Raw genomic sequence first — 18973 nt, 5'->3', positions numbered from 1 at the left:
GGCGGCCCCCACTCCGCCAAGAACCGGGGCCGCCCCCGCCCACCGCCACCAATTGACCTGTGGAGGTCTCCCAGCATGACGCAACTGACCGACATCCGGCGAGAGAGCACCGTGCACGTCGCGCTCGATCTCGCTGTGTCCGGTGTGCCGGTGCTTCCCCTGCGCCGGGGCAAGGTGCCGTTCGGTAACTGCCCGGCGTGCGCGGACAACGCGTGCGGCGGCCGGCCGAACATGAAGACCTCGGGGCCGTGCCTGTGCCCGGATGTCTGCCACGCGTGGGCCGCGGCCACCGCCGACCCGAGCGTTATCGTCTCGTCCCCGTGGCGGGCGGCGTGGCGGCAGGCGGTGTGCGTCGGTTACCACCCCGGCGGCGCCGGACTGACCGTGGTGGACCTGGACGACGCGGACGCCATTGCATGGGCCCGTACCACCCTGCCCGCCACACGGACGGTGGCGACGACGCGCGGGGAGCACTGGATCTACCGGGGCGTGATGGCCTCCCGCAACGCTGTCCGGTCCGGCGTCGACATCAAGTCGACCATGGCCTACGCCCGCTACCTCGGTCCCGGCACCGGCGCCATGGCCGACCTGCCCGACGCGGTCCGCGCCCTGGCGGTCAAGGCACCCTCCCCGGTCCGGCCGGTGTCTCTGTCCAGCGGCGCGTCGGCCGGGGGCGGGGAGTGCCCCCACCGCACCCCCGTCTACCTGGAACGCGGCATCGCCATGGCCGAGCACCACATCACCGCTGCCCGCAGCGCCATCCATGCCACGGTGTACCGGACGTTCCTGGCCGTGCTGTCCCGGCACGGGCGGTGCGGCTGCCTTACTGACGCCCACATCGAGCGGCTGTTCACCGCCGCCCAGACCAAGGGCGAAACCCCGCGACACTGCACCGACGCGTGGACCAACGCCCGCACCACGTTGGGACTGTGACCCATGACGGACGACGACAAGAACCCCGCCCGCCAGGTCATCACCGACTACGCCCAAACGCACTTCCGGTACTTCCGCACCGCCGACGGCACCGTGTACGCGCAGAAGAACGGCCACCCCGTGGCCCGCCCGATCCGCTCCCAGGGCACCACCGGCAGCCACCGCCAAGAACTCATGGTCGGACTCTTCCGCGACGGAGTCGGCGTCTTCAACGGAACCGCCCTCAAGGAGGCTCTGGACTTGATCGAAGCACTCGCGCTGACCGAGGACGTGCAGCCTGTCAACATCCGCGTCGCCCCCGGATTCGACGGGGCGACGTGGCTGGACCTCGGGCGCAGCGACGGGCAGTCCGTCCGCATCCACGCCACCGGATGGGACATCGCCGTGCCCGACCCGCGCGAGGTGTGCTGGCGGCGCACTCAGCTCACAGGGGAGTTGCCCCTGCCGGCCAAGGACACCAACGGCAAGGGCATCGACGCCCTGCTGAGGCTGTGCAACTTCGCCAATGCGGAGACCGAGTGCCTAGCCATCGCCTGGCTCATCGGCTGCCTGGAGCCGTCCGTGCCCGTCCCCGCCCCGTTCCTCACCGGACCGCAGGGCGCGGGCAAGTCCACCGGCGGCCGGATGCTCGTGCGAGTCATCGAGGGCATGAGCGGCGACCTGCGCCGGGCACCGAAGGACGAGGAGAACCTGATCGCGGCCGTGGCGGCCGGATGGGTCACCGCCCTGGACAACCTCTCCCACATGACCCCCGACCTGTCGGACGCCATGTGCTGCATCGTCACCGGGGCCGAGAACGTCAAGCGGGCGCTGTTCACCGACGGGGACGTCTTCCGCGCCCGCTACCGGCGCCCCCTGCTCCTCACCGGTATCGACGTGGGCGTGATCCGACCGGACCTCGCGGAACGGCTGCTGCCGCTGCGGCTGGAGCGGCCCAAGGTCAGGCGCACCGAGGCGGAGCTGTGGGCGGAGTACGCCGAGGCGCTGCCGGTCATCCTCGGGTCCCTGCTCGACCTCACGGTCAAGGTCCGCGCGGCACAGGCGGACATCCCGACCGACCTGCGGATGGCCGACTTCGCCCACCTGTGCGCCCAGCTCGACGCCGCCACCGGCTTCGGGTCGCTCGCTGCCTACCGGGCCAGCCTGGACGACCTCAACGACGATGTCATCGAGGGCGATCTGTTGGCGCAGACGGTGCTGAAGCACGCCGCCGAACTGGAGCCGGGGACAGAGCAGCGGATGACGTCTGCAGAGTGGCTGCACTGCCTGTCCGGTCTCTATAGCGGCGAGGACTGCCGTCCCCTGCCTAAAGGGTGGCCGACCACCGGCAAGGTGCTCTCAGACCGCCTCAAGCGCCTCCAGCCCACCCTTGCGGCCCGGGGCGTCCTCATCGACTGGGGCCGCACCAACAAGGCCCGGTACATCGAAATGGCCCGCCCGCCGGCCGCGCCCCTGCACCAGCAGCAGCCCGCCTTCTGACCAACAGCGCCGCCGGACCCCATGCACAAGCAAGAAGAGCACCCGCACCCGCGTGCTCTTCTTGCTGTTCGGCGGCGACGCCGCCGCTCAATAGGCGTGCCGCAACGCGGCTCCTTCTTTCGTTCTGAGCCGCGCACCACAACAGACACCACCCTCTCTTGTCCGAAGTAGAGAGACGCTGCGTCACCTGCGTCACCCAAGACCGGAAAACGGCCCCTGACCAGCCGCTACAGCGGTGACGCAGACAGGCGGCGGCTGCGTCACCCAGCGTCACCCGCGTCACGGGTAACGAAAGCATGCGTCACCCGTGACGCACTCCTGCCCGCCTTGCGTCACCCATCGCCGCAGGTCAGAGCCTCGCGCGACGCAGATGACGCAGTGACGCAGAGATCCATACCTCGGACAGGTGCGGCCATGCCCTCACCGCTTGGAGTCTCTTTGGCAGAGCCGATAGATCCCGACGCCCGCGCCACCCTCCGGAGCGGCCTCCCGGACCGGTACCTCACCCCCGACGACATCGCCGAGATGTTCGAGGTGCCCTTGGAGACCGTCTACCAGTGGCGCAAGAAGCGCACCGGCCCGCGCGGCTTCCGGATCGGCAAGCACCTGCGCTACGACCCCGCCGACGTGCGGGCCTACGTCGACCAGCGCAAGCAGGCCGAGACCGCCGCCTAACGAGCACCCCCCACGGTAGGGAGGGCCGCCCATGCGGCTCTCCCTGCCGCATGTCGAGAGGACCACTGCCTGATGGCAGGACACATCCAAGACCGGTGGTACAAGACCGAACCCAACGCCGCCGGCAAGCCCCGCCGCGTCCGCACGGACCGATACGGCACCGGAATGCGCTACCGGGCCCGCTACATCGGCCCGGACGGAACCGAGAAGAGCAAGTCATTCCCCGACGGACAGAAGCGACTGGCCGATCAATGGCTCGCACACATCGAGGCGGATATGTCTCGGGGGCTGTACGTAGACCCGGCGGCGAGCCGAGTGACCTTCCGGCAGTACGCCGAGAAGTGGCTGAACACCCAGACCACCGATGTGACGACGCGAGAGTCTGTGGAGTCCGCCATTCGCGGCCACGCCATCCCATACCTGGGACCGCGACCGCTCGGCTCGTTCAAGCCGGAACACATCCGGGATTGGCTCAGCGAACTGGAACGGGCCGTCCCTGCGTCGTCCTACCGGCGCGTGATCTACAACAACGTGTCCACGGTTCTCAACGCGGCGGTGGACGATGGGCACCTGTCGAAGAACCCGTGCCACGCGCAATCGGTGCGTCCGCCTGCTGCGGGACGTGGACGCGTTGTGCCGTGGAGTGCGGAGCGTGTCTTCGCCGTGCGAGCGGCGCTACCGGAGCGCTACCGCGCAACGGTCGACCTCGGGGGCGGATGCGGACTCCGGCAAGGGGAGATCTTCGGATTGCCCGTCGATGAAATCGGCTTCGACTCCGGATGGCTGCACATCGTGAACCAGGTGAAGGTGACGAAGGAAGGTCTCGTGTTCGCCCCGCCCAAGCGGAACAAGATCCGCGACGTACCCTTGCCGGACCGCGTGGCGCACGTCCTCAAACAGCACATGGAGGCGTTTCCCCCGGTAGAGATCACGCTGCCGTGGCTTCGAGTGGACGGTCCGCCGGTCACGAAACGGCTACTGTTCACCCGCCTCGACGGCGCGGGCGCGGTTCGGCGTACCGATTTCAACGACCGCGCATGGAAGCCTGCTCTCGTGGCCGCTGGGGTGATCCCAGCACCGAAGCCGGGAGAGCGGCACCAGGCTGCCCGCGAACACGGCATGCACGCTCTCAGGCACTTCTACGCCTCGGTCCTGTTGGATGCCGGCGAGAACATCAAGGCACTGAGTCACTACCTCGGACACAACGATCCGGGATTCACACTGCGTGTCTACACACACCTGATGCCGAGCAGCGACGCACGGGCCCGGAAGGCCGTGGACGGCCTGTATGAAAAGGTCCGGAACCCATTGACGATTCAACCTCCCGCACCATAAAACCAGCGGTTGAAATGCCCCGACTGGGGGTCTAGCCTGCAAATAGGCCAGCCATCTCAGCTCGGCGTCCCACCGGTTGTGAAAGCCCTCAGAGTCGGCGTGGTACGCCTGGCGTGTTGCGTCGGCCTGGCATCAGTCGATGCCAGGTGAGCTGATGAGAGGGTGTGGTCAAGATGGCTAGGAAGAAGGCAAAGGGCCAAGCTAAGGCAGAACTCAAGGTAAGAGCAAGATTCCGTTTCAGGTTCAATTACCGACTGTTTCTTGTTGTTATCTTTGTTCTAACCTTTGGTGCAGGAATCTTTACCGTCTCCTAGTTGGGAAGGCGGGAAGGATTCAGCTACGGCTGAGTCCTTCCCTTGAATGTCCGGGCCGGGTCGTTGGGCCGGCCGTCCAGCTAAGACGTTCTGCCACGTCCCGGAGGTGCACATAGCCCAGCCTCAGGACGGCTAGGGCAGGAGATGCGCCCGGACGGCCCAGAGACGGCCCAGGCTCTCATCGACACGGCGGGGCCGGCGGTCCATGACCGTCGGCCCCGCCGGTCTGTTTCAGCGGGCTCACGCCCTGAGCTGGGCTTATAGCACCGGCAGGTTCTTCCGCAGCTCGAACGCCGTGACCTCCGAGCGGTACTCCTCCCACTCCGAGCGCTTGTTGCGCAGGAAGAAGTCGAAGACGTGCTCGCCGAGGGTTTCGGCGACGAGGTCGCTGTTCTCCATCAGGGTCAGGGCCTCGCCGAGGTTCTGCGGGAGGGGCTCGATGCCCATCGCGCGGCGTTCGGCGTTGGACAGGGCCCAGACGTCGTCCTCGGCGCCCGGCGGGAGTTCGTAGCCCTCCTCGATGCCCTTGAGGCCGGCGGCCAGCAGGACGGCGTAGGCCAGGTAGGGGTTCGCGCCGGTGTCCAGGGAGCGGACCTCCACGCGGGCGGAGCCGGTCTTGCCGGGCTTGTACATCGGCACGCGGACCAGGGCCGAGCGGTTGTTGTGGCCCCAGCAGATGTAGGAGGGGGCCTCGCCGCCGGCGCCGGCGGTGCGCTCGGAGCCGCCCCAGATGCGCTTGTAGGAGTTCACCCACTGGTTGGTGACCGCCGAAATCTCCGCCGCGTGCCTCAGCAGACCCGCGATGAAGGAGCGGCCGACCTTGGACAGCTGGAACTCCGCGCCCGACTCGTAGAAAGCGTTGCGGTCGCCCTCGAAGAGGGACAGGTGCGTGTGCATGCCGGAGCCGGGGTGCTCGGAGAACGGCTTCGGCATGAAGGTGGCCTGCACGCCCTGCTCCAGCGCCACCTGCTTCATCACCAGGCGGAACGTCATCACGTTGTCGGCGGTGGACAGCGCGTCGGCGTAGCGCAGGTCGATCTCCTGCTGGCCGGGCGCGCCCTCGTGGTGGGAGAACTCCACCGAGATGCCCATCGACTCCAGCATGGTGATCGCCTGGCGGCGGAAGTCCATGCCGACGTTGGTCGGGGTGTGGTCGAAGTAGCCGGAGTTGTCGGCGGGGGTGGGGCGGCTGCCGTCGAGCGGCTTCTCCTTGAGCAGGAAGAACTCGATCTCGGGGTGCGTGTAGAAGGTGAAGCCGAGGTCGGAGGCGCGGGCCAGGGCGCGCTTGAGCACGTAACGGGGGTCCGCGAAGGAGGGGGAGCCGTCCGGCATGAGGATGTCGCAGAACATGCGGGCGGTGCCGGGGGCCTCGGCGCGCCAGGGCAGCACCTGGAAGGTGGACGGGTCCGGCTTGGCGATCATGTCGGACTCGTAGACCCGGGCGAAGCCCTCGATGGCTGAGCCGTCGAAGCCGATGCCCTCGTCGAAGGCCTGCTCCAGTTCGGCGGGGGCCACGGCGACGGACTTGAGGAAGCCCAGCACGTCCGTGAACCACAGGCGTACGAACCGGATGTCGCGCTCCTCCAACGTCCGGAGCACGAACTCCTGCTGCTTGTCCATCTTCCGCTTCCCCATCCTTGCTGGTCAGGCCGCCTGTCCGCGGTGAGGCGGGAGGCGGTCGGGCACCTGAGCAGCATCCCATCACACGACCGTTTCATGCGCGTTGCGGACCATGATCGACCGGGCGGCTGCGGGCCGAACGTCCCGTGCGGCTGCGGGCGTGCTGCTCTTGACGCCCATCTTGCCTGCTCGGGCCCGCATCCGTAACGGCCGGATCGGTGTGCGACGTGAGCGACGACACGCCCCGATAATTTGCATCTCAGATGCAAATTTTCATACCGTCCGCATCAGTCGAGCCAGGAGGAGTCCTGATGCTGTCCGAGCAGTCAGCAGCCACCGTCCGTGCCACCCTGCCCGCCGTCGCCGGCGCCATCACGGAGATCACCGAGCGCTTCTACGCCCGGCTCTTCGAGGCCCACCCCGGACTGCTGCGGGACCTGTTCAACCGCGGCAACCAGGCCTCCGGCGCCCAGAAGCAGGCCCTCGCGGGTTCCATCGCGGCCTTCGCCGTGCATCTGCTGGACCACCCGGACCAGCGGCCCGACGCCATGCTCGGCAGGATCGCCCACAAGCACGCCTCCCTCGGCGTGACCCCCGAGCAGTACGAGGTCGTGCACGAGCACCTCTTCGCAGCCATCGTCGAGATCCTCGGCGAGGCCGTCACCCCCGAGGTGGCCGCCGCCTGGGACGAGGTCTACTGGCTGATGGCCAACGCGCTCGTCGCGATCGAGAAGCGGCTGTACGAGGAGAGCGCCCGGACGGGCCTGCGGACGTGGGAGGTCGTCGAGCGCATCGAGGAGACGGCGGACGTCGTCACGTTCCGGCTGCGCCCGGCCGACGGCGGCCCGGTGCGCGACTTCCGCGCCGGCCAGTACGTCTCCGTGCAGGTCGAGCTGGGTGACGGCGCCCGGCAGATACGCCAGTACAGCCTGTCCGGTGCGCCGGGCGAGACCGTGCGCCAGTTCAGCGTCAAGCGCGTGAGCGGTGACGCCGCCTCCCCCGACGGCGAGGTCTCCAGCCACCTCCACGCGCGTGTGCGGGTCGGCGACACCCTCGAGCTGTCCGAGCCGTACGGCGACCTCGTCCTCGACGACGCCCCCGGCGCCCCCGTGCTGCTCGCCTCCGCCGGTATCGGCGTCACCCCGATGATCGCGATGCTCGCCCAGCTCGCCGAGGACGCGCACGCCGCCCCGGTCACCGTCGTGCACGGCGACCGCTCCCCCGCCGACCACGCCCTGCGCACCGAGCAGGAGGCCTACGCGGGCAAGCTCGCCGACGCCACCGTGCACTTCTGGTACGAGCAGGACGCGCCCGCCGGCGCCCGCGGCGGCCTCGTCGATCTCACCGAGGTCACCGTGCCTGCCGGCACGCGCGCGTACCTGTGCGGTCCGCTGCCCTTCATGCGCGCCGTGCGCGAGCAGCTCCTCGCCAAGGGGGTGGCCGCCGCCGACATCCACTACGAGGTGTTCGGGCCCGACCTGTGGCTGGCCCAGGGCTGAGCCGTCGCCTCACGGGGCTCTGGTGATCCCCAGCAGCAGCGGTCCCGTCGGGTCGGCGACGATGTCCGCCACCGAGACCGGGTCCAGCGCCGCGAAGAACGCCTCCTGGGCCCGGCGCAGGGCGCCGCGCAGGCGGCAGCCGGAGTTCAGGGGGCAGGGCGCGGACCCCTCGCAGTCGACGACGTCGCCGTCGCCCTCGAAGGTGCGCACCACCGCGCCGACGGAGGCCGTCCGGCCCTTCTCGGTGAGCGAGAGGCCGCCACCGCGGCCCCGGCGGGCGTCCACCAGGCCCAGATGCTGCAGCTCGGCGACGACCTTGGCGGCGTGCGTGTACGGCACGTCCATGTCCGCGGCCACCTGCCGGGTCGGCGGTGTGGACGTGCCCGCGACGGCGAGCCGCATCAGGACGCGCAGCGCGAGGTCGGTGGAGCGCAGGAGCCGCATACCGCCAGCCTAGGTAATGCGCATCCTGGAGTCCAAATATCGCGCGGGCAGGTGCAGGCGCCCGCGCGGGCACAGGAGCCCGGGCGGTCACCGGATCGTGGCGCTTCGCGTACCGCGGCCGGTGTCTGCCTACTGCGCGCCCCTGCTCCCCCACTACGATCAGCGGGCCCCACCGTCCCCGTCCCTTTCCCCGAAGGACACGCCCCATGGGTTCCGCGAACACCGATCACGACACCAGCGCCGCCCGCAAGGCCCACGTCGCCGCACTGCGCCAGGCCGAGCAGGCCCGTCAGCGGCGCCGCCGGGGTCTCACCGCCGCCGCGAGCGCGGTCGTCGTGGCGGCGCTCGCCGCCGGTGCCGTGTTCGTGGTGAAGGCGCGGTCCGGCGACGGTGGTGGCGGCAAGGCCGAGGCGGCCGCCAGTGCCAGCGCCGACGGCAAGAACACCGGCGTCGGTGCCAAGAGCGCGGCGGGCGGGCAGTTCGTCCCCGGCCCGGACGGCGTGCGGACCTGGAAGGGCACGCTGAGCCGCAACCACGTCACCACGCCGGTGGCCTATCCGATGCACCCGCCGGTCGGCGGCGACCACAACCCCGTGTGGGCGGACTGCAACGGCACCGTCTACACCGAGCCGGTGAAGGACGAGATGGCCGTGCACTCCCTCGAACACGGCGCCGTCTGGGTGACGTACACCGGCAAGGCGGCGAAGTCGGACGTGGCCGCGCTCGCCGCTCGGGTGAAGGCGACGCCGTACACGCTGATGAGCCCGTACGCGCAGCAGTCCGCCCCCATCGTGCTGTCGGCGTGGGGACACCAGGTGAGTGTGCGCAGCGCCGACGACCCGGCTGTGAACACGTTCCTCTCCACCTATGTGCAGGGCGCCCAGACGCCGGAGCCCGGCGCGTCCTGCTCCAGCGGGATGATGAAGTGAGGCACGTCGGGCTGATCGCCGGCGCGGCCGCGGCCGCGCTCGTCGCCGCCGGTGCGATCACCTACGCCGTCGCCGAGGACGAAGGGTCCTCGGCCCGCACGCCGGGTACGGAGTCCGCGGACGCCGGGTTCGCCCGGGACATGGCCGTCCACCACCAGCAGGCCGTGGAGATGTCGTACATCGTGCGCGACCGCACGAAGGACGAGGACGTGCGGCGGCTCGCCTACGACATCGCGCAGACGCAGGCCAACCAGCGCGGCATGCTGCTCGGCTGGCTCGACCTGTGGGGGCTGCCGAAGGTCACGTCCGAGCCGCCGATGACCTGGATGGACATGGGGGGCATGGCCTCCGGCAAGGCCTCGGACGGCGCGTTGATGCCGGGCATGGCGACCAACGCCGAGCTGAGGGAGCTTCAGGGGCTGAGCGGGAGGCGCGCCGAGGTCCTCTACCTCCAGCTGATGACGGACCATCACAAGGGCGGCATCCACATGGCCGAGGGGTGCGTCCGCAGGTGCACGGTGGAGGTCGAGAAGCGGCTCGCCCGGGGCATGGTGGAGGGGCAGGAGTCCGAACTGAAGGTGATGGCCGACATGTTGAAGGAGCGAGGAGCCGCACCCAGGGCCTAGCAGACTTTATTGGGTTCCTCTTGGCCTTCTTATTCCCCTGACATGAACAGTTCATCGACAGAGTGTCACCGTCGAGTGATCCACTCGTCGACGAACCGCACAGGGGGTTCCATGAGATCCAACCGCGCCGCGCTGCGCGCCTCCGTGAGCCTGGCAGCCACCCTGCCCATGCTCGCGGGCGCGCTCGCGCTCGGCATACCCGCGGCCAGCGCCGCGGACAACCCGCACCGGGACGCGCTGGCCGGGACCAAGCCGGCGTGGGCCACGGCCAAGGCGGACAAGGGCGCGACGGCGGACACCTCACAGGTGTCCGCGCGCGTCTACCTCGCCGGCCGGGACGCGGCCGGGCTGGCCGCCTACGCACGGGCCGTCTCCGACCCGTCCTCGCCGCAGTACGGCAAGCACCTGTCCGCGCGCCAGACCCAGGCGCGCTTCGGCGCGACGGCGGCGCAGGTGGCCGCGGTCAAGTCCTGGCTGACGTCCGCCGGACTGAAGGTCACGTCCGTCAGCGCCCACTATGTCGCCGTCAGCGGTGACGTCGCGGCCGCGGAGAAGGCGTTCGGGACGCAGCTGCACAACTACGCCAAGGGCGGCGCCACTTACCGCGCGCCGGTCTCCACCGCGTCCGTGCCCGAGGGCGTGCGGGACGCCGTCCTGACCGTCACCGGTCTCGACAACGCGCCGCACAAGGCGAGCCACAAGGACCAGCTGCCGCCGCCGGACGCCGTGTTCCGCAACTCCGGGCCGTTCTCGTCGTACTACGGCTCGAACATCGCCTCCACCCTGCCGGACGCGTACGGGCAGAAGATCCCGTACGCCGTGCGCGGGTACACCGGCAAGCAGCTGCGCGCCGCGTACGGCGCGGGGACGTACACCGGCAAGGGGGTGCGCGTCGCCATCACCGACGCCTACGCCTCGCCGACCCTCGCCTACGACGTGGCCACCTACGCCGGCAAGCACGGGGACGCCCGCTGGAGCACCGGGCAGCTGCGGCAGGTGCTGCCGAAGAACTACACCAAGACCGAGGCGTGCGGGGCCGCCGGCTGGTACGGCGAGGAGACGCTCGACGTCGAGGCCGTGCACGCGGTGGCGCCTGCCGCGCAGATCACGTACGTCGGTGCGGCTTCTTGTTACGACGACGATCTGCTGGACTCGCTCAGCAAGATCGTGGACGGGCACCTGGCCGACATCGTCTCCAACTCGTGGGGCGACATCGAGGCCAATCAGACGCCCGATCTCGCGGCCGCCTACGACCAGGTGTTCCAGTTCGGTGCCGTCGAGGGCATCGGGTTCTACTTCTCCTCCGGTGACAACGGCGACGAGGTCGCCAACACCGGCACCAAGCAGGTGGACACGCCGGCGAACTCGGCGTGGGTGACCGCGGTGGGCGGTACCTCGCTGGCGGTCGGCAAGGGCGACAAGTACCAGTTCGAGACCGGCTGGGGCACCGAGAAGGCCGCGCTGTCGGCCGACGGTCGCAGCTGGGTCGGCTTCCCCGGGGCGTTCACCTCCGGTGCGGGTGGCGGTACGAGCCGGACCGTGGCCCAGCCGTACTACCAGAAGGGGGTCGTGCCGGACGCCCTCGCCAAGGCCAACGGCGCCGCGGGGAACCGGGTCGTGCCGGACATCGCCGCGATCGCCGACCCGAACACCGGGTTCCTGGTCGGGCAGACGCAGACGTTCCCGGACGGAACGCAGCGCTACGACGAGTACCGGATCGGTGGTACGTCGCTGGCGGCGCCGGTGATCGCCGGTGTGCAGGCGCTGGCCCAGGAGGCCGGGGGCGGTCAGGCGCTCGGATTCGCGAACCCGGCGATCTACGCCCGGTACGGGTCGAAGGCGTACCACGACGTCACGGACAACCCGACGGGGAAGGGGCTGGCCGTGGCCCGCGTCGACTTCGTCAACGGGGTGGACGCGAGCGGGGGGCTGAGCACGTCGGTGCGGAGCCTGGGGAAGGACAGCTCGCTGCAGGCCGTGAAGGGGTATGACGACGTGACGGGAGTCGGGTCGCCGGCCGGTGGGTACGTGGCGTCGTATCGGCGTCACTGAGGTTGTTGTGCGGCGCCTGGCCCCTTGCGGGGGGCCGGGCGCCGTTTTTGTGTGCGGGTGGGGGTGCCTGCGGGTCTGGGCCGGTTTTTCTCTGCGGGTGCGTTGTGGCTGGTGGCCGTACGCGGGTGCACCAACGCCGTGGCGCGTGTGGCTGCGGGCCACCGTCCAGGTGGCTGCGGGCAGTAGTGCCGCTGGGGCGGCACGGGTGGGCTGGGGGTCCCCCCTGCTCGAAGAGCTTGGGGGAGGAGCCCCGCCAGCGCCGGTGAGCGCACCCACCCCCGGTCGGCCCGGCGCCGGGCAGCCAGGAAACGCCGGGTGCGTAGCCCTATGCGGCCCGTCGGGGGACATTATGTCGAGGTGACGATTACACTGGGCGGCGTGCCTCAACTTCGTCTCGCTCTGAATCAGATCGACTCGCGCGTCGGCGACCTCGCCGGGAACACCGAGACGATCGTCCGCTGGGCCCGGCACTCCGCCGAGCAGGGGGCGCATCTCGCGGTCTTTCCGGAAATGGCGCTGACCGGCTATCCCGTCGAGGACCTGGCTCTCAGGTCCTCGTTCGTGGAGGCGTCCCGCACCGCGCTGCGCGCGCTCGCCGCCCGGCTCGTCGAGGAGGGGCTCGGGGAGCTGCCCGTGCTCGTCGGCTACCTCGACCGCTGCGAGACCGCCCAGCCGAAGTACGGCCAGCCGGCCGGCGCGCCGCAGAACGCCGCCGCGGTGCTTTACCGGGGGGATGTGGTGCTCACTTTCGCCAAGCACCATCTGCCGAACTACGGCGTCTTCGACGAGTTCCGCTACTTCGTGCCCGGTGACTCCATGCCCGTGCTGCGGCTGCACGGCGTCGACATCGCCATGGCCATCTGTGAGGACCTGTGGCAGGACGGGGGGCGGGTGCCGGCGGCGCGTTCCGCCGGAGCGGGGCTGCTGGTCTCCGTCAACGCCTCGCCGTACGAGCGCAACAAGGACGACACCCGGCTGGAGCTGGTCCGCAAGCGGGCCCAGGAGGCCGGCTGCACCACCGCCTATCTCGCCATGATCGGCGGGCAGGACGAGCTGGTGTTCGACGGTGACTCGATCGTCGTGGACCGTGACGGGGAGGTCGTCGCCCGGGCGCCGCAGTTCTCCGAGGGGTGCGTGGTGCTCGATCTGGAGCTGCCCGCCGCCGATCCCGGGGCGCCCGACGGGGTCGTGGACGACGGGTTGCGTATCGATCGGGTGGTGTTGTCCGAGGAGCCGGTGGCGCCTTATGTGCCGGAGCACCGCGGTGGGTACGCCGAGCGGCTCGACGACGAGGAGGAGGTCTACTCCGCCCTCGTCGTGGGGCTGCGTGCGTATGTGCAGAAGAACGGGTTCCGGTCCGTGCTCATCGGGTTGTCCGGGGGCATCGACTCGGCGCTCGTCGCGGCAATCGCCTGCGACGCCGTGGGGGCCGAGAACGTTCACGGCGTGGCGATGCCGTCCAAGTACTCCTCCGAGCACTCCCTCGGGGACGCCGCCGAACTGGCCCGGCGTACCGGGCTGAACTTCCGTACCGTGTCGATCGCGCCGATGTTCGACGCCTACATGGTGGCGGCCGAGCTGACCGGGCTCGCGGAGGAGAATCTGCAGTCCCGGCTGCGGGGCACGCTGCTCATGGCCCTCTCCAACCAGGAGGGGCACATCGTCCTCGCTCCGGGCAACAAGTCCGAGCTGGCGGTCGGTTACTCGACGTTGTACGGCGACTCGGTGGGCGCTTACGGGCCCATCAAGGACGTCTACAAGACGTGGATCTGGCGGCTGGCCGAGTGGCGCAACCGGGCCGCCGTCGAGCGGGGGCAGACGCCGCCCATTCCGGAGAACTCCATCACCAAGCCGCCGAGCGCCGAGCTGCGGCCGGGGCAGGTCGACACCGACTCGCTGCCGGACTATCCGGTGCTCGACGCCATCCTCGAGCGGTACGTCGACCGGGATCTCGGGGCCGATGCCATCGTCGCCGCCGGGTACGACCCCGGGCTGGTGACCCAGACGCTGCGGATGGTGGACACCGCCGAGTACAAGCGGCGGCAGTATCCGCCGGGGACGAAGATCTCGCCCAAGGGGTTCGGGAAGGACCGGCGGCTGCCCATCACCAACGGGTGGCGGGAGTCCTTCTGAGACGGCCGGGGGCGCCTTCGGGCGCCCCCTTCGTCGTCAGTGGTGCAGGGTGGGCGCCTCGTGCGGGACGTGCGTCGCCACCACGCGGCCCGCGTGCGGGGACCTGCGGTCCACCGCGTAGGCGATCGCCGCAACGCCCAGACCGAGCACGGCCAGCAGGGCGCCGGCCAGCGCCGGGGACGTCGCGCCGAAGCCCGCGGCCAGGGCCAGGCCGCCGATCCAGGCGCCGCCCGCGTTGGCCAGGTTGAACGCCGCCTGGTTGGCGGAGGAGGCCAGGGACGGGGCCGCGGACGCCTTCTCCATCACCATCAGCTGCAGCGGGGAGCCCGTGACGAACGCCGCCGTGCCCAGGAGGGCCACGGCGAGGGCCGCGGTGATCTGCGTGTGCATCAGCAGGGGGAACAGGGCCAGGACCGCGGCCAGTGACACCAGGCCGCCGAAGAGGGTGCCGCGCAGCGAGTGGTCCGCCAGGCGTCCGCCCAGCAGGTTGCCGATCGTCGCTCCCACGCCGAACAGGGCCAGCAGGACGGTCACGCTGGCGTCGGCGTAACCGGCGGCGCCGGTGAGCATGGGCGTGATGTAGCTGTAGGCCGCGAACAGCGCGCCGAAGCCGGCGACCGTGGTGCCCAGGGCCAGCCACACCGGCAGGGAGCGCAGGGCGGCCAGTTCGCCGCGCAGGCCCGTGGCGGACGCGTGGGTGTGGTCGTGCGGGATCAGCGCGGCGAGGGACGCGATCGCCGCCAGGCCGATCACGCTGACGCCGAGGAACGCGGCCCGCCAGCCGAGGTGCTGGCCGACCAGGGTGGCCACCGGGACGCCCGCGATGTTGGCGACCGTCAGGCCGAGGAACATCAGGGAGACCGAGCGGGCCTTGCGTTCCGGCGCCACCATGGTCGTGGCGACCACGGCTCCCACACCGAAGAAGGCGCCGTGCGGGAGGCCGCTGAGGAAGCGGGCGGCCAGCAGGGTGGCATTGGTGGGGGCGAACGCGGAGAGCGCGTTGCCCACGACGAACAGGACCATCAGCGCGATCAGCACCGTACGGCGGGACATGCGCGCCGTGAGCGCCGCGAGGAGCGGGGCGCCGATGACCACACCCAGGGCGTACGCCGAGACCAGGTGGCCGGCGGCCGGGATCGAGATGTGCAGGTCGTCCGCGACGTCGGGCAGCAGCCCCATCATCACGAACTCGGTCGTACCGATGCCGAAGGCGCCCACGGCGAGGGCGAGCAGGGCCAGGGGCATGAAGTACCTTTCGAGACTTTGGGGGCGTTCGGAAACTCTCTATGTTTCCATTCGGAACAAAGTCTCTCAGGCGGAGTATTCCGCCAGGTGGCGCCCGGGTTACGGCCCTGCTGCGACCTGCGGTTTTACGCCTCCGGTGTGGTCACCTTCACACGGGCGGCGACCGGGAGGTGGTCGCTGGACGTGGCCGGCAGGGTCCAGGAACGCTCCGGCTCGACACCCTTGACCATGATCTGGTCGATCCGGGCCATCGGGAACGACGCCGGCCAGCTGAAGCCGAAGCCGTCACCGGCCGCGCCCTGCGTGGAGCGCATCTGGGAGGTGACCGCGTTCAGGGCGCGGTCGTTCATGGTGCCGTTGAGGTCGCCGAGCAGGATCACCCGGGGCAGCTTCTCGCCGGCGATGGCCTCGCCGAGGGCGTCGGCGCTCTTGTCGCGCTGCCGGGCCGTGAAGCCGGCGGCCGCCTTCACCCGCACCGACGGCAGGTGGGCGACGTAGACCGCGACCGGGCCCTCGGGGGTGGCGACCGTGGCGCGCATCGCCCGCTTCCAGCCCAGCCGGATGTCCACGGCCTCGACGCCGGACATCGGGTACTTGCTCCACAGGCCCACCGTGCCCACGACCGCGTGGTGCGGATAGGTGGCCGCCAGCGCTCGTTCGTACGTGGGGACCGCGGACGCCTTGATCTCCTCCAGGGCGACCATGTCCGCGCCGGACGCGGCGACCTCACGGGCGGTACCCGAGGGGTCGGGGTTGTCGGCGTTGACGTTGTGGGTGGCCACCATCAGGTCGCCGCCGCTGCCGCTCTTGTCGCTCAGCAGCCCGCCGAACAGGTTCAGCCACACGATCGCGGGCAGCACCACAGCGATCAGGGCGGTCGCCGAGCGGCGGACCAGGGCACCCACGACGAGGAGCGGGATCAGCACACCCAGCCAGGGCAGAAACGTCTCGGTGAGGCTGCCCAGGTTGCCGAAGGTGTTCGGGATGCGGGAGTGGATCAGCATCACGAGGGCGAGGGCCACCGCGACCGCCGCGAGGAGGAGCCCGCGCCGCCAGATGTTTCTGTCCCCGCGCCACGACCGCAGCCAGCGGGCCGCAACGCGCCGGATCCGGGTTCCCGGGCGCTGGTCCCCCGCGCCACCGTCGGCCGTCTCCGTCACGTATGCCTGCTGCGCCATACCGTCGCCTCACTACCTGCCGTGCACACCGTCGTCCCCCGCGCCTCTACGACCCTAGGGGATGATCGGCTCTGTCCCTGCCGTCTCGGACGGCCGTACGGGCACGAGGACGAATGGGGTGGCGCGTGGAGTTCCGTCTGCGCCCCCCGGGCGCGGTGGTTGTGACGAAACATGCACATTACGGCTGGGAACTGACGGGGCGTAGTCCTTCCATGACCGCGTCGACGATCCTCTCGGCCAGCCCCTCGGGCAGGTCCGCCTCGGGGCGCAGCAGGGTGCGGATGAGGATGGGGCCGACGAACATGTCGTTGGCCAGTTCCAGGTCCACGTCGGCGCGGATCTCACCGCGCTGCCGGCCGCGGCGCAGCACCTCCAGGCCGAGGTTGCGCCGGGGCACGATGACATTGGCGTGATAGGCCGCCCAGATGCGGGGGCTGGACTTCATCTGCACGTGCGCGTTGTGCAGCAGGGCCGAGGAGCGGCTGGCCAGGGCGCGCTGCCGCAGCGACTCCAGCAGGGCGATCAGGTCGTCGCGCATCGACGTGCCGGGCAGCTCCGGGTCCGGCGGTTCGGCGGCCCGGATGACGTCGACGAACAGTTCCTCCTTGCCGCTCCAGCGGCGGTAGATGGTGGCCTTGCCGACGCCCGCGGTGCGCGCGATGCGCTCGATGGACAGCTCGGCCAGCGGCACGCCCTCCTCCAGGAGTTTCATCGCTCCCTCGAGGATGGCGCGCTCCACGGCCTCGCTGCGGGGCCGGCCCCGGGCCGGGGCCTCGCTGCGGCTGTCGGCAAGACTCACGTCGTCCCGTCCCTTCGTCCGTTCCCGGCCTGCGGGAATTCTCCCTCGGCCGGGCAGCGCTACTCCGCGGCCGCGACCAATTCCGGCTCGTCCTGGCCGCGCTGACCCTGCGTCGGACGGCCCGGCAGGAACACCGCGACGACGACCGCGCCGACGACGGCCACGGCGGCGCCGCACAGGGCGGTGACGTGCATGGCGTGCAGGAAGGCGTCGTTGGCCGGGGCGACGAGGCCCTTGCCGCGCGGGCCCAGCTTGGCGGCGACACCGAGGGTGGCCTCGATGGACTCGCCCGCGACGTCGCGCAGACCGGCGGGCAGCGCGCCGAGCTTGCCCTCGATGCCGTTGCGGTAGGCCGCGGAGAGCACCGAGCCGAGGACGGCGATGCCGAGGGCGCCGCCGACCTGGCGGAAGGTGTTGCTCAGCGCGGACGCGGAGCCGGCCTTCTCGCGCGGCAGGGCCTGCATGATGACGACGCTGACCGGGGTCATGATGTGCGCCATGCCGGTGCCCATCAGGAAGAAGATGACTTCCAGCAGCCAGATCGGGGTGTCGGCCTCGAGCGTCGCGAACGCCGCCAGCATCGCGGCGATCACGATCATGCCGGCCGTGGTGGTGGCCCTGTTGCCGAAGCGGTCGACGACCAGCCGGGCGCGCGGCGCGAAGATCATCTGGGCTGCGGCGAGGGGCAGCATCAGCAGGCCGGTCTGCAGCGGGGTGTAGCCGCGCACGCTCTGGGTGTAGAAGACCGAGAAGAACGTCACGCCCATCAGCGCGAAGAAGACCAGCGCTATCGCGCCGATGGCGGCGGAGAAGACCTTGTTCTTGAAGTAGGTGACGTCGATGGACGGGTGGTCGCTGCGCTTTTCGAACACGACGAACGCGGCGAGGACGAGCACACCGGCGCCGATGGACGCGAGCACCGTGGGGTCGGTGAAGTCGGCGAGCTGGCCGCCCTTGATGATGCCGTAGACCAGCAGGACCAGGCCCACGACGGAGAGCACCACGCCGACGGGGTCGACACGGCCGGGGCTCGGGTCGCGGGAGTCGGGCACCAGCCACAGCATCAGCGCCAGGGCGAGCAGCACGATGGGCACGTTGACCAGGAAGACCGAGCCCCACCAGAAGTGGTCGAGCAGGACGCCGCCGGTGATCGGGCCGATGGCGATGGCCAGGCCGACGCCGCCCGCCCAGATGCCGATGGCCTTCGGCTGCTCCTCGCGCTCGAAGACGTTCATCAGTACGGCGAGGGTGGCGGGCATCACGAAGGCCGCGCCGAGGCCCATCACCGCGCGGAACGCGATCAGCTGCGTCGGCGAGCCGGACTCGGCGGCCAGCGCCGAGCCGATGCCGAACACCGCGAGCCCGCCGAGCAGCACCTTCTTGCGGCCGAGGCGGTCGCCGAGCAGGCCGGCGGTGAACAGCAGGCCGGCGAAGACGAGGGTGTAGGCGTTGATCGCCCACTCCAGCTCGCTCTGGGTGGCGCCGAGGCCGGTCGGGGCCGGGGTGGAGATGGTCTTGATCGCGACGTTCAGGATGGAGTTGTCCAGGACGACGATCAGCAGGCTGAGCATCAGGACCCCGAGGATCGCCCAGCGACGCCGGTGCACGGCTTCGGGTATCCGGGGGGCGGAAGCGGCGGGAGTGGTCATGGAGCGAGCGTAATCATTTTCGATACGGCACCGTGTCGTATCGAAAGTGTTTTTACCGCCTCC

General features: G+C 70.3%; 15 protein-coding genes. 9 read left to right on the top strand and 6 right to left on the bottom strand.

The window, feature by feature from the left end; genetic code table 11:
• The first annotated feature begins 75 nt into the window (after window positions 1-75).
• From ACF1GV_RS03955 to ACF1GV_RS03940, 4 genes are all read left to right on the top strand, one after another.
• Window positions 76-933 (top strand): bifunctional DNA primase/polymerase, encoded by an 858-nt coding sequence (locus tag ACF1GV_RS03955; protein WP_391677550.1) that lies wholly within the window; start codon window positions 76-78, stop codon window positions 931-933.
• A 3-nt stretch (window positions 934-936) separates the two neighbouring features.
• Window positions 937-2412 (top strand): ATP-binding protein, encoded by a 1476-nt coding sequence (locus tag ACF1GV_RS03950; protein WP_391677548.1) that lies wholly within the window; start codon window positions 937-939, stop codon window positions 2410-2412.
• A 414-nt stretch (window positions 2413-2826) separates the two neighbouring features.
• Window positions 2827-3087: a helix-turn-helix transcriptional regulator gene (locus ACF1GV_RS03945; protein ID WP_391677545.1), complete on the top strand. Its 261-nt coding sequence runs from the start codon at window positions 2827-2829 to the stop codon at window positions 3085-3087.
• Window positions 3088-3159: 72 nt separating this feature from the next.
• Entirely contained in the window at window positions 3160-4422 is a 1263-nt protein-coding gene (locus tag ACF1GV_RS03940) for a tyrosine-type recombinase/integrase (protein WP_391677543.1), read from the top strand.
• Between the two features lie 572 nt (window positions 4423-4994).
• On the opposite strand, the gene glnA is transcribed toward ACF1GV_RS03940, so the two are convergent.
• Window positions 4995-6356, bottom strand: coding sequence for a type I glutamate--ammonia ligase (gene glnA / locus ACF1GV_RS03935; RefSeq protein WP_363267650.1), 1362 nt, complete (start codon window positions 6354-6356; stop codon window positions 4995-4997).
• A 311-nt stretch (window positions 6357-6667) separates the two neighbouring features.
• Between glnA and ACF1GV_RS03930 the strand changes: the two genes are divergently transcribed.
• Window positions 6668-7855, top strand: coding sequence for a globin domain-containing protein (locus tag ACF1GV_RS03930; protein ID WP_391677540.1), 1188 nt, complete (start codon window positions 6668-6670; stop codon window positions 7853-7855).
• Window positions 7856-7864: 9 nt separating this feature from the next.
• Here the strand turns inward: ACF1GV_RS03930 and ACF1GV_RS03925 are convergent, their stop codons facing one another.
• On the bottom strand, window positions 7865-8299 hold the full coding sequence (locus ACF1GV_RS03925) for an RrF2 family transcriptional regulator (protein ID WP_391677537.1): 435 nt from the start codon (window positions 8297-8299) through the stop codon (window positions 7865-7867).
• 206 nt (window positions 8300-8505) lie between these two features.
• On the opposite strand from ACF1GV_RS03925, the gene ACF1GV_RS03920 reads away from it, so the two are divergent.
• From ACF1GV_RS03920 to ACF1GV_RS03905, 4 genes are all read left to right on the top strand, one after another.
• Window positions 8506-9228: a DUF3105 domain-containing protein gene (locus tag ACF1GV_RS03920; protein WP_391677534.1), complete on the top strand. Its 723-nt coding sequence runs from the start codon at window positions 8506-8508 to the stop codon at window positions 9226-9228.
• A complete protein-coding gene (locus ACF1GV_RS03915) occupies window positions 9225-9854 on the top strand; it encodes a DUF305 domain-containing protein (RefSeq protein WP_391677531.1) in 630 nt (209 codons plus the stop codon). Before ACF1GV_RS03920 ends, ACF1GV_RS03915 begins: the two co-directional genes overlap by 4 nt.
• Before the next feature lie 111 nt (window positions 9855-9965).
• A complete protein-coding gene (locus tag ACF1GV_RS03910; RefSeq protein ID WP_391677529.1) occupies window positions 9966-11906 on the top strand; it encodes a protease pro-enzyme activation domain-containing protein in 1941 nt (646 codons plus the stop codon).
• Between the two features lie 378 nt (window positions 11907-12284).
• Entirely contained in the window at window positions 12285-14039 is a 1755-nt protein-coding gene (locus tag ACF1GV_RS03905; protein WP_391677526.1) for an NAD+ synthase, read from the top strand.
• 36 nt (window positions 14040-14075) lie between these two features.
• On the opposite strand, the gene ACF1GV_RS03900 is transcribed toward ACF1GV_RS03905, so the two are convergent.
• From ACF1GV_RS03900 to ACF1GV_RS03885, 4 genes are all read right to left on the bottom strand, one after another.
• Window positions 14076-15284: an MFS transporter gene (locus ACF1GV_RS03900; RefSeq protein WP_391677524.1), complete on the bottom strand. Its 1209-nt coding sequence runs from the start codon at window positions 15282-15284 to the stop codon at window positions 14076-14078.
• Window positions 15285-15409: 125 nt separating this feature from the next.
• A complete protein-coding gene (locus tag ACF1GV_RS03895) occupies window positions 15410-16462 on the bottom strand; it encodes an endonuclease/exonuclease/phosphatase family protein (RefSeq protein ID WP_391677522.1) in 1053 nt (350 codons plus the stop codon).
• 178 nt (window positions 16463-16640) lie between these two features.
• A complete protein-coding gene (locus ACF1GV_RS03890) occupies window positions 16641-17261 on the bottom strand; it encodes a TetR/AcrR family transcriptional regulator (RefSeq protein WP_391677519.1) in 621 nt (206 codons plus the stop codon).
• A 59-nt stretch (window positions 17262-17320) separates the two neighbouring features.
• Window positions 17321-18910: an MFS transporter gene (locus ACF1GV_RS03885; protein WP_391677516.1), complete on the bottom strand. Its 1590-nt coding sequence runs from the start codon at window positions 18908-18910 to the stop codon at window positions 17321-17323.
• Between the last annotated feature and the right edge of the window lie 63 nt (window positions 18911-18973).

Origin of the sequence: Streptomyces sp. NPDC014006 (genome assembly GCF_043088925.1) — a bacterium.
In the GTDB taxonomy this organism is placed as follows: Bacteria; Actinomycetota; Actinomycetes; order Streptomycetales; family Streptomycetaceae; genus Streptomyces.
Note: the sequence above shows the minus strand (reverse complement) of the source record. Positions and strands in the feature narration are given on the sequence as shown.

Excerpts from the sequence above, each read along its gene's own strand:
- ACF1GV_RS03930 (WP_391677540.1), top strand. The coding sequence starts at position 6,668 with ATGCTGTCCGAGCAGTCAGCAGCCACCGTCCGTGCCACCCTGCCCGCC.
- ACF1GV_RS03950 (WP_391677548.1), top strand. The coding sequence starts at position 937 with ATGACGGACGACGACAAGAACCCCGCCCGCCAGGTCATCACCGACTAC.
- glnA (WP_363267650.1), bottom strand. The coding sequence starts at position 6,356 with ATGGACAAGCAGCAGGAGTTCGTGCTCCGGACGTTGGAGGAGCGCGAC.
- ACF1GV_RS03955 (WP_391677550.1), top strand. The coding sequence starts at position 76 with ATGACGCAACTGACCGACATCCGGCGAGAGAGCACCGTGCACGTCGCG.
- ACF1GV_RS03900 (WP_391677524.1), bottom strand. The coding sequence starts at position 15,284 with ATGCCCCTGGCCCTGCTCGCCCTCGCCGTGGGCGCCTTCGGCATCGGT.
- ACF1GV_RS03885 (WP_391677516.1), bottom strand. The coding sequence starts at position 18,910 with ATGACCACTCCCGCCGCTTCCGCCCCCCGGATACCCGAAGCCGTGCAC.
- ACF1GV_RS03940 (WP_391677543.1), top strand. The coding sequence starts at position 3,160 with ATGGCAGGACACATCCAAGACCGGTGGTACAAGACCGAACCCAACGCC.
- ACF1GV_RS03920 (WP_391677534.1), top strand. The coding sequence starts at position 8,506 with ATGGGTTCCGCGAACACCGATCACGACACCAGCGCCGCCCGCAAGGCC.
- ACF1GV_RS03925 (WP_391677537.1), bottom strand. The coding sequence starts at position 8,299 with ATGCGGCTCCTGCGCTCCACCGACCTCGCGCTGCGCGTCCTGATGCGG.
- ACF1GV_RS03895 (WP_391677522.1), bottom strand. The coding sequence starts at position 16,462 with ATGGCGCAGCAGGCATACGTGACGGAGACGGCCGACGGTGGCGCGGGG.
- ACF1GV_RS03910 (WP_391677529.1), top strand. The coding sequence starts at position 9,966 with ATGAGATCCAACCGCGCCGCGCTGCGCGCCTCCGTGAGCCTGGCAGCC.
- ACF1GV_RS03945 (WP_391677545.1), top strand. The coding sequence starts at position 2,827 with ATGCCCTCACCGCTTGGAGTCTCTTTGGCAGAGCCGATAGATCCCGAC.